Below are 10,659 nucleotides of genomic sequence, written 5' to 3' on the forward strand. Positions count from 1 at the left end.
AGTCGGCGAGGCTGATGTATCAATTATGCAAAAATCAGAGCAATCAATGCAAAGACAAGAGCGATCAGTGGCCTGGAAATTCAACAAGGGTGTAGCTATCAATACCCTGATTTTTCAGGCGTTCTGTGCCTCCCAAATCAGGAAGACCAATAATAAAGGCCGCTTCTGAAACCTCACCACCAAGACGGCGGATTAAGCTCACAGTTGCTTCAATCGTGCCACCGGTTGCAAGCAGGTCGTCAACAACGAGGACTTTATCTCCGGCTTTGATGCTATCTTTATGAATTTCTAATGTATCAGTACCGTATTCCAGATCATAAGTTTCACTTAACGTCTCTCTGGGTAGTTTACCTTTTTTACGGACGGGAACAAAACCTACCCCCAGACGCAGTGCCACTGGTGCCCCGAACAAGAAACCACGAGCTTCAGTACCGACAATTTTGGTAATACCTTTGCCTTGAAAATGAGCTACCAATAAATCGATCGTCGCCTGATATGCAACAGGATTATCCAATAACGTGGTAATATCGCGGAAAAGTATGCCTGCTTTCGGATAATCAGGTATTGTTTCGATACTATCTTTAATAAATTGCAGTTTTTGTGCGTTAGCGGTCATAATCAATGCCAGCCAGTTAAAAAATGAAAACGCTAAAATCTATGCAAACTACCGGGAAAAAGCAACAACAAAGCAAGTTGTAGCTTAATTTTTGTTGATATGTATCAAGCTTATCCTCAGCTGATCCCTGCGTATCGTTAAACACAGCGCGGGTCAGATGAAATAGCATTCAACCAAAAGATTATCGACTATAACGGGATACTGATGGGTATACAAAATTTATTAGATGTGCTTGAAAAACAAATCAGTATGCTAGCAGCCGAATTATCTTCCCTGCCAGATATACCATTTTCAATTGCTCGTTTTGATCAGGCGTTATTCCACTGCCATACGAATAAACTCAGTGGCTATATGCTGGAAATTAATCAGAATATGGATCAACTGAAAAGCTGCGTCCGGGATAATCGCACTGTACAGGTTAAATTTCTCTCTGAACGTTTAGTGATGCAAATAGAAGCTTTGAAACGGGAATTATCCACGCAGGTTCTCCGCAAACAGGAAGATAAATTCGGGCGTCAGTCACAAGAGCAGGATCTTTATCATCGTCTGGCCGAACATCAGGATTATGAACGCCGATTAATGGCAATGATTGATGACCGAGAATTACAACTGGCTCAGAAAGCTGAGGCAGTCGATAAATATAAACTGCAAAAAGAGATCGCTGCTCTGGCAGGCAGACTGGCTCGTTGTCGTCAAGCGTTAATGCGCATAGAAAGAACGATAGAAAAGCAGGAACATTCTGATTAATGATTATTAGAGGAATACCCCATTATGTCACTCGAAAATGCACCGCCAGAGGTCAAGCTTGCAGTTGATCTCATTTACCTGCTCGAATGTAATGATATTTCCCCAGAAACGGCTTTGGCAGCATTAGATATCGTCAGACAAGATCTACAGGGAAAATTAAAACAATTACCTCAACAATCTGAGGAACACTCCTGATTGTACAACCCGGAATGTTCCCCTTTTATACCCGTCGTTTTTCAAACTGCCTCTTTGTTGGCTGCACTCGCTCACCCCAGTCACCGTTTTTATAAACATACGGTTACCTATGCTCCCGGGGACTCACTCCCTTACCGCCGCGAAGCAATTTGAAATTCATTGGGTATATTATGATTATTTAAGGTAAGAACGGCTTATCATCAGGCGTTGGAGGTTCACCAGTCTGGTACTGAGCACCACTTATCGACCTTTTAACCTCTTGCAAGCTATTGCCCTGACCGTTATGCAAATAGACTTCCAGTTGATTGAAGGCAATATTAATATCATTTTCCCGACATAATTTATCTATACTGCGGTTTACCTCATCGACTGTACGACTGCGATCTCCCAGCTCCCTTACATAAAGCCTCAATTCATGATCCAGCGTACTGGCACCGAAACTCATAAAATAAACCTGTGGTTCCGGTTCATTCATTACACGATGATTACTTTTCGCCGCCTGCAACATGACTTCTTTCACCTTATCGAGATCGGAGCCATAGGCGACACCAACTTTAATAATAATGCGTGTGATAGTGTCAGAAAGGGTCCAGTTGATCAGGCGTTCTGTCACAAAAGCCCGGTTAGGAATAATGACTTCTTTGCGGTCAAAATCAGTGATTGTTGTAGCCCGAATACGGATTTTACTGACTGAACCGGAATAAGTCCCTATTGTTACGGTATCCCCGATACGAACAGGGCGCTCAAATAAAATAATTAAGCCCGAAACAAAGTTGGCAAAGATTTCCTGTAACCCAAATCCCAAACCAACCGAAAGGGCCGCTGCCAGCCATTGTAATTTATTCCACGAAACTCCCAATGTGCCCAATGCACTAATTCCGCCGACACCGATAATTAAATAAGTCAGCGTTGTCTTAATGGCATAAGAAGAACCTTGTTGTAGCTGTAAGCGGGACAGCACTAATACTTCCAATAACCCCGGCAAATTTCGCATCATCACCCATGAAATAACCAGCATTGCGACTGAGAGTGCCAAATCTTTCAGGGTAACGTGTTGCAGAATATTTCCCTGATCGGTTGTCGTGCTGTATTGCCACAGGTTTATTCCATCAAGGTAAGAAAAGACCGTCACCAAATCAGACCAAATCCAGTAAAACGCCATAAAAAAGATCAAAAACAGCACCATGGTCGTTAGACGTAATGATTGCTGATTAATCAGCTCCAAGGCCATTGGCGGTTCTTCGATGACTTCACCTTCCGCACCTTCTTTTGACTGTGCCTGACGGCGAGACATTGCACGGCGATATGCGATACGACGGGCAGCAAGGCTTAATCCACGTAGACAAGATTGATAGCAAATATGCCAGAGAAGCAGCAAATAAGCGCTGTAAAGCCAGCGTTCAGACAAGCGTAACGTCGTGTAAAAATAACCTGACACCATCAGTACTATCAGAATCAGTGGTGAAAAAGTCAACATTGTCACCACGATCGTGCGGATCATATGCGAACTTTTTTCACGCCATACCTGACGACAGAACGGAAAAACAAAGATAAAAACGAAGAGCAGGCAAATCAACACTGTACATTGACCGATCACATCATCAGCCAAACGAAGCGGATGCTTAACTCCCAGAGTTATCCAGAACAAAATCGGCAGCAAAGCGACTGATAATCTGACCAGATTTTTGCGGAATAAGGAACAAACTTCTCTATCGAGTGAAAAATGCTGTTCTCCAATCCCGCCTCTTTCCAGAATTTGGTAACTGGAGCCATAGACAACCCAGAATAAAGCCAAATGACTGGAGAAATCCCATATCATTCCTCCCAGTTCATCCTCTGACTTCGAATACCAATAACCTATAGCCAGAATAATAAACGCCAGTGGCAGCGTTTTTATCAGTGTCAGAACCAAAGCCAGTGGAGTATGTAGCTGACTATCCCTGCGTAGCTGCCCTATTTCAGCTGAAATTTTCTTCAAGTGTGCGTTAATACTTTTTGTCTGCCAACGCAGAAACAAACCTACCAGTAATAGAGGAATGACAAAATGGACAGAGTTCTGCAACCCGGAAATAATCCCTCTGATAGTAAAGTGCACACTAAAGTGAGTCAGCTCTTCATGAGCTAAAATAGGCAATGATTTCAGCCAGACCCAATTCATCGGCTTATTACTGTTAACCCAGAAAATCTGTTGGGCGAGCGTCTGTTCCAGCGATTGTGTCACATTCAACAACTCCTGTTGATCCATCTGTAAATTAATCGCTTGTGTGATCTGCTGCCCCAACTGGTTATTCAATTGATTCAACAGCTCTCGACGAATTTCCAACAATTGCCCTATCGCATTACGGATTTCTCCAACGGCTTCCTGAGATTCATTTTTTATATCATTGGCATGTTGATTCAGCAGTTGATTAATATAATCGTCCACTAAATAAAGTTGATCACGATGTTGTGAGATTTCAAACTGCTCCAGCCGTAAATCAGCAATCTTCGTGGGTAAATCCTTTGTCAGGACAGTTTGAGGAACCTGTAGCTGTTCCTGAAACAAAATGCGTGATAACAATAAACTACCGCGTAACACCTTAACCTGTTCTTTTAAATCACGTTCAGACTGGATAGCTCTGTCTAAAAAATTCTTCACCTGAATTTTTTTCTTCACCAGCTGATTATTATCCCGTGTTGCCGCTACCAGACGCTCACTGAATTCACGGTTCACCATAATTTCTTCTCTGACCAGCGGATTAGATTGAATATGGGGACTGGTATCATTTGAATTCTGGGCTTCTTTCGCGGTTTCCTCCGAATCAATTAAGTGCTTTCCATTAACCATATCCTGAATAAACTGGACATGCCGTTCTAATTGTTCAATCTGGAAGGAGGTATAATCGCGCTGTAGCTGTAGAAGAGTTTGCAGCTGTGTATTCGCGCGCAGAGCCGATTTTTGATATTCTTTTTGCTGCGTCAGGAAAGCTTGCTCTACCTGTAATAATTCAATCTCAGTATGGCGAACGTCCGATTGCTCCGTAACAGCATTATTAAGCAAATTACGGATTTGCTGTAATCTTTGGACATTATTAAACAGCAGATTTTGTGTCCGTTCAGGCTGTGTTTGCAACCCAATCAGTTGACTATTGTAGTTCGCGAGATTGTCCTGCGCTTTTTGTAAACTGTTAAGTGTAACACTCTGTTTAGATTCAAGTTGTTTCAGCGATAGAGTCGCCAGGTTATTCTTATATTCATCCTCATTTTGTTGAGAATTATTTTTCAGGCTCGCTAACTCAGCGGTGAGTAGTTGTGACTTCTGAGGTAATTGCTGTAAATTTTTTTCCAACTGCTCAGAATCCTGCTGAATCTTCTCAATCTTATCAAAGAAAGAAAGTGCTTTTTCCAAATCAGCGATCGAAGCTCTCTCTTCAAGAGTATGCTCATTACGGTCCGTTAACACCTTAAGCTGATTCTGGATATCATCACGTGTTGGTACATCATTGCTGAATGCAGCCGAGGCCGGGTGAAGAAAAAACAGCAGAAAAAAAAGCAGGCTGATTAGGCCCAGCTGGCGAATATATAATATATCGGGCCTTTTATTGCATAACAGACCCGCTTTGTTGAGTAAGACACTCAAACTGCGGTTAAATAGAACCATGAATTAATCTACTCATCATTTACAGATAATGGAATGATAGCACTGAAGTATCGGCAATTCTGCTCGTTAAGAAAGAGCCATCACCATAATGTATAGATGCATAGCCTTTACCGCTTAATTGTCTTTTTATTGGTTTCACTTACTCAGTACGATGCATCTTCAATGCGACGCAAGTGACGACTATATTTTAGTGTGTCAATAAAGCCATCCACCAGAGACTCAGATTGTGCCTGAATATTAAAACTCTCTGGTGCAAATAACCAGTTTTCAAGCAACCCGGTCATTAATGCCCTTAACATGATGGCTGAACGCCTTATATCAAGATTATAAGGTAACTCTCCTGACTGAATACACATAACCAACATGTCTTCTATTTTTTGATAATCAGAAATACAGACTTCTCTAATCTGTTCAGCTAATGAAGACATCTCTCCAACAAACTCACATTTGTGGAAAAATATTTCCATTAATAAACGATTTTGAGAATCAGCCGTCATGACTTTTAGTAGAAAAATTAATATATATCTCAATACGAGGAGTGGATTATTAGGATATTTTGCCTGATACTCTTTCTCTAACGCGTCTATTTTGTTTGCTGGCATTTTGCACACAGCAAAAAGCAAATCAGTTTTATTTTTAAAGTGCCAGTAAATTGCACCTCGCGTTACACCCGCTGCAACCGCGATTTCAGACAATGATGTTGCAGACACACCACGCTCAGAAAAGACCTTTATCGCGGCTTCGATAATGTGTTGGCGGGTTTCGTTAGCTTGCTGTTTAGTTTTTCGTGCCATTTTCATGCCATAAACTTTGTTTTTGACTCAAGGCTGATTTACATACATTCATGTATGTTTGTACTATAGCACCGCTCATTAATGAAGTAATAATTTCACTCGTTAACGCTCATAAAGCTCGAGAGTTTACATTGAAAAATTGAGGTTTACTTATGCTAAAAAACAGAGGGGTTTTGCCTCTGGCCACATTACTGGTACTTTCAGGCAGCTTCATTCTCTCAGGATGTAACGATAATCAAAATACTCAGCAAAGGGCTGCTGGCGAGCAGGCTCCTGAAGTCGGTATCGTGACGCTCAAAGCTGAACCTCTGACAGTCATCACTGAATTGCCGGGCAGAACTTCAGCTTACCGAGTTGCCGAGGTCCGTCCTCAAGTCAGTGGCATCATCCTGAAACGTAATTACAAAGAAGGCAGTGATATCACCGCAGGAGAATCACTCTACCAAATTGATCCAGCAAGCTATCAGGCTGATTACAATAAAGCCAAAGCAAACTTAGCCAGAGCAACAGCAAATGAAAACGTCGGCCATTTAACTGTTGAACGCTATAAGCCACTGCTGGGAACACAATATGTCAGTAAGCAGGAATTTGATAAAGCTAACTCTGATTACGCTCAGGCTGTCGCAGATGTTCAGTCAGCTAAAGCAGCACTGGAAAGTGCCCGTATCAATTTAGCCTATACCAAAGTCACTGCGCCTATCTCCGGGCGTATAGGTAAATCAGCCGTTTCCGAAGGTGCTTTGGTTTCTGCCGGCCAGACAACGGCACTGGCGAGTGTTCAACAATTGGATCCGATTTATGTTGATATCACCCAATCGAGTGATGATTATCTGCGGCTTAAAAATGAAATCGCAAAAGGTACGATCCAGCGAGAAAACGGCAAGCCCAAAATTCATTTAGTCACAGATACAGGAATGGAATACAGCCGGACGGGCCACCTTGAGTTTTCTGATATTACCGTTGAAGAAACAACAGGTACCATCACAATGCGCGCAGTTTTCCCAAATCCGAATGAAGAACTCCTTCCGGGTATGTTTGTCCGTACCAAGCTGGAGGAAGGTGTTCGCCATAATGCGATTCTGGTACCACAACAAGCCATTTCCAGAACGCCTCGTGGGCAGGCAACAGCACTGATTGTTGATAAAGATAACAAAGTAGAATTGCGTTATCTCAAAGCTCCTCAGGCAATTGGTAATAAGTGGCTCGTCACTGAAGGGTTGAAGGCCGGAGATAAAGTGATTGTCACAGGTTTGTTTAAAGCCGCGCCGGGAGCTACTGTTCAGCCAACAGAAGTGGATCTGGATGCCAAACCTGAAACAAATAAAACTGAATCAGCCAAAAAATCTCAATAAAGGAGTTGGGGATTCATGCCTAAGTTTTTTATAGAACGACCTATCTTTGCATGGGTAATTGCAATTATCACCATGCTCGCTGGTCTGCTGGCGATAATGAAATTACCTGTGGAGCAATATCCTGCCATTGCTCCTCCATCGATTGTTATTTCGGCTACTTATCCGGGAGCTGACGCAATAACGTTACAGAATACGGTCACTCAGGTTATCGAGCAAAATATGAATGGCATCGATAACCTTGTGTATATGTCTTCCAGTAGCGATTCTGCGGGCCGTACGAGTATTACTCTGACTTTTGAAGCAGAAACCAATGCTGATACAGCTCAGGTTCAGGTACAAAATAAACTACAGCAGGCACTCCCTCTGTTACCTCAGGAAGTTCAACAGCAAGGTGTCAGCGTTGAGAAGACAACCAGCTCATTTTTAATGGTTGCGGGTTTCATTTCTGAGAATAATACCATGTCTCAGGAGGACATTTCCGACTATATTGGAGCCAATGTCAAAGATTCCCTGAGCCGCGTGGGTGGAGTGGGTGAAGCCATGCTGCTTGGTACACAGTATGCCATGCGTATCTGGCTCGATCCCGATAAACTGCTCAACTATAAAATAACCGCGCTGGATGTCATGAAGAGCATCAAGGAACAGAATAATCAGGTTGCCGCCGGACAATTAGGGGCAACGCCTTCTGTTCCCGGTCAGCGCCTGAATGTTTCTATCATTGCCCAGACTCGCCTGAGCTCTCCTGAGGAGTTTAGTCGGATCCTGCTGCGTGTTAATCCTGATGGTTCCAAAATCACTCTGGGCGATGTTGCCACTGTTGAACTCGGTGCCCAGCACTATGGTTTTCTTGCCCGATTTAATGGTAAACCAGCATCAGGTATAGGTATCAAATTAGCAACAGGTGCTAATGCGCTGGATACTTCTAAAGCCGTCAAGAAAGCACTGTCAGAGATGCAGCCTTACTTCCCGCATGGCTTAAATGTTGTGTATCCATATGACACCACCCCTTTCGTTAAGATTTCTATTTTCGAAGTGGTGAAAACACTGATAGAAGCAATCCTGTTGGTATTTGTTGTCATGTACCTGTTTCTGCAAAACTTCCGGGCAACGCTGATCCCAACCATTGCTGTTCCGGTCGTATTGCTGGGTACATTTGCCGTTCTGGCTGCATTTGGTTATTCCATCAATACATTAACCATGTTCGCTATGGTACTAGCAATCGGCCTGCTTGTTGATGACGCAATCGTCGTAGTAGAAAACGTCGAGCGCGTCATGCAGGAAGAAGGGCTTTCACCAAAAGAAGCAACAAAAAGATCAATGGGTCAGATCCAAAGTGCTCTGGTCGGTATCGCGCTGGTTCTTTCCGCAGTATTTGTTCCGATGGCATTCTTTGGTGGCGCAACAGGGGCAATCTATCGCCAGTTCTCCATCACTATTGTTTCGGCAATGATCTTGTCTGTATTTGTTGCCCTGATCCTGACGCCGGCGCTTTGTGCAACGATGCTTAAGCCGGTTGCCAAAGGCAGCCACGGTATTCAGACAGGTTTCTTTGGCTGGTTTAACCGTTTATTCGAAAAAAGCACTCACCATTATACTGACAGTATCGGGCGCATGCTGCGCGGTACAGGGCGTTACCTGCTGATTTATATCGTGCTCATCGCAGGAACGGCTTTGTTATTCATTCGTATCCCTGCATCTTTCCTTCCAGAAGAAGATCAGGGTGTACTGCTGGCAATAGTTCAGTTACCTCCCGGTTCAACTCAGGAGCAGACTCAGAAGATACTGGATGAAATTAATGATTACTTCCAGACTAATGAAAATGACGTCGTTCAGTCTGTATTTACCTTAAACGGTTTTGATTTTTCCAGTCAGGGACAAAATGTAGGATCGGCGTTTATCAGCTTAAAAGACTGGGATGAACGCAAGAAAGACAAAGATAAGGTTCCGGCAATTGTAAACCGGGCTAATATTCGTTTTTCACAAATTAAAGAAGGGATGGTATTAGCATTTAACATTCCGTCTATCGTGGAATTAGGCTCTGCCAGTGGTTTTGACTTCCAGTTAATTGATAAAGGAAACCTTGGACATGAGGCACTGACAAGTGCCCGTAATCAATTACTGGGTATGGCGGCTCAGAATTCAGATATACTGACCGGTGTACGCCCTACTGGTCAGAATGATACTCCTCAATACCGCTTCTACATCGATCAGGAGAAAGCAGAAGCACAGGGTGTCTCCATCAATGACATTAATATCACGCTCAGTACAATGTTTGGGGGTACTTATGTGAATGATTTTATTGATCGCGGTCGTATTAAGCAGGTCTACGTTCAGGCTAATGCGCGTTTCCGCATGCTGCCAAAAGATATTGCCAAATTATATGTCCGTAACCTCTACGGTGAAATGGTGCCATTTTCTACATTCATGGACACGACCAAAGAACCGTGGATCTACGGTCCTCCACGCCTTGAACGTTATAACGGATTACCATCCATGGAAATTGTTGGTGACGCTGTACTTGGAAAAAGTACTGGTGAAGCAATAGCTTTGATGGAAAAACTCGCGTCACAATTGCCGGCAGGTATTGGCTATGACTGGACGGGAATGTCTTATCAGGAACGACTTTCAGGTAATCAGGCTCCGGCGCTATATGCCCTGTCTCTGCTTGTGGTATTCCTCTGTCTGGCAGCCCTGTATGAAAGCTGGTCCATACCATTCTCTGTAATGTTGGTTGTTCCACTAGGTGTTATTGGTGCATTACTGGCAACCTTTATGCGAGGTATGGATAATGACGTCTACTTTAAAGTTGGTTTGCTGACAACAATCGGCCTGTCTGCAAAAAATGCCATCCTTATCGTTGAATTCGCCAAGGACTTGATGGAAAAAGACGGCAAGGGGCTTATTGAATCAACAATGGAAGCAGTCAGAATGCGCTTACGCCCTATTCTGATGACATCTCTCGCTTTCATGTTAGGTGTCATGCCTCTGGTACTGAGCAACGGTGCAGGCTCTGGTGCTCAAAATGCCGTAGGAACTGGCGTACTGGGAGGAATGATTGCAGCGACATCTCTGGCAATTTACTTCGTCCCTGTCTTCTTCGTTGTGATTAAACGCCATTTTAGTAAAAAAAATGAGGATCCTGAACACATTTCATCTCCTCATTAAATTCAATAAATAACTTTAAAGGCCACTCCGGTGGCCTTTTATATTATGGCCTTAGCCAGTTTAAGTCGCGTTAGCGTCTTAAACATAAAACCACCCGCTTTGCGGGTGGAGTTCAAAGGTTATACCAAGAAAAACACCTTTCCGTTACGA

7 protein-coding genes are annotated in these 10,659 nt (G+C 43.3%); 4 read left to right on the forward strand and 3 right to left on the reverse strand.

Annotated elements, in window-relative coordinates; all coding sequences use genetic code 11:
* Positions 1 to 64: 64 nt before the first annotated feature.
* Positions 65 to 616 carry an adenine phosphoribosyltransferase gene (gene apt, locus AACS92_RS12855; protein ID WP_099111365.1) on the reverse strand — a complete coding sequence of 184 codons (552 nt, stop codon included), beginning with the start codon at positions 614 to 616 and terminating at the stop codon, positions 65 to 67.
* A 204-nt stretch (positions 617 to 820) separates the two neighbouring features.
* On the opposite strand from apt, the gene priC reads away from it, so the two are divergent.
* Both priC and rsmS read left to right on the forward strand, forming a co-directional pair.
* Positions 821 to 1,363 carry a primosomal replication protein PriC gene (gene priC, locus AACS92_RS12860; RefSeq protein ID WP_099111366.1) on the forward strand — a complete coding sequence of 181 codons (543 nt, stop codon included), beginning with the start codon at positions 821 to 823 and terminating at the stop codon, positions 1,361 to 1,363.
* 24 nt (positions 1,364 to 1,387) lie between these two features.
* Entirely contained in the window at positions 1,388 to 1,558 is a 171-nt protein-coding gene (gene rsmS, locus AACS92_RS12865) for a pleiotropic regulatory protein RsmS (RefSeq protein ID WP_099111367.1), read from the forward strand.
* Positions 1,559 to 1,736: 178 nt separating this feature from the next.
* On the opposite strand, the gene mscK is transcribed toward rsmS, so the two are convergent.
* Together mscK and acrR are read right to left on the reverse strand one after the other, a co-directional pair.
* Positions 1,737 to 5,198 (reverse strand): mechanosensitive channel MscK, encoded by a 3,462-nt coding sequence (gene mscK, locus AACS92_RS12870; RefSeq protein ID WP_099111368.1) that lies wholly within the window; start codon positions 5,196 to 5,198, stop codon positions 1,737 to 1,739.
* 143 nt (positions 5,199 to 5,341) lie between these two features.
* Positions 5,342 to 5,992, reverse strand: coding sequence for a multidrug efflux transporter transcriptional repressor AcrR (gene acrR, locus AACS92_RS12875; RefSeq protein ID WP_099111369.1), 651 nt, complete (start codon positions 5,990 to 5,992; stop codon positions 5,342 to 5,344).
* A 152-nt stretch (positions 5,993 to 6,144) separates the two neighbouring features.
* On the opposite strand from acrR, the gene AACS92_RS12880 reads away from it, so the two are divergent.
* The gene (locus AACS92_RS12880) at positions 6,145 to 7,344 is read left to right on the forward strand and encodes an efflux RND transporter periplasmic adaptor subunit (RefSeq protein WP_099111370.1); all 1,200 of its coding nucleotides are present in this window, start codon (positions 6,145 to 6,147) and stop codon (positions 7,342 to 7,344) included.
* Positions 7,345 to 7,359: 15 nt separating this feature from the next.
* The gene (locus tag AACS92_RS12885) at positions 7,360 to 10,509 is read left to right on the forward strand and encodes an efflux RND transporter permease subunit (RefSeq protein WP_099111371.1); all 3,150 of its coding nucleotides are present in this window, start codon (positions 7,360 to 7,362) and stop codon (positions 10,507 to 10,509) included.
* Positions 10,510 to 10,659: the final 150 nt, after the last annotated feature.

The organism is Xenorhabdus sp. KJ12.1 (assembly GCF_963876495.1).
Lineage (GTDB): Bacteria > Pseudomonadota > Gammaproteobacteria > Enterobacterales > Enterobacteriaceae > Xenorhabdus > Xenorhabdus stockiae.

Coding starts and splice junctions, on each gene's coding strand:
- apt (WP_099111365.1), bottom strand. CDS start 616: ATGACCGCTAACGCACAAAAACTGCAATTTATTAAAGATAGTATCGAA.
- priC (WP_099111366.1), top strand. CDS start 821: ATGGGTATACAAAATTTATTAGATGTGCTTGAAAAACAAATCAGTATG.
- rsmS (WP_099111367.1), top strand. CDS start 1,388: ATGTCACTCGAAAATGCACCGCCAGAGGTCAAGCTTGCAGTTGATCTC.
- mscK (WP_099111368.1), bottom strand. CDS start 5,198: ATGGTTCTATTTAACCGCAGTTTGAGTGTCTTACTCAACAAAGCGGGT.
- acrR (WP_099111369.1), bottom strand. CDS start 5,992: ATGGCACGAAAAACTAAACAGCAAGCTAACGAAACCCGCCAACACATT.
- AACS92_RS12880 (WP_099111370.1), top strand. CDS start 6,145: ATGCTAAAAAACAGAGGGGTTTTGCCTCTGGCCACATTACTGGTACTT.
- AACS92_RS12885 (WP_099111371.1), top strand. CDS start 7,360: ATGCCTAAGTTTTTTATAGAACGACCTATCTTTGCATGGGTAATTGCA.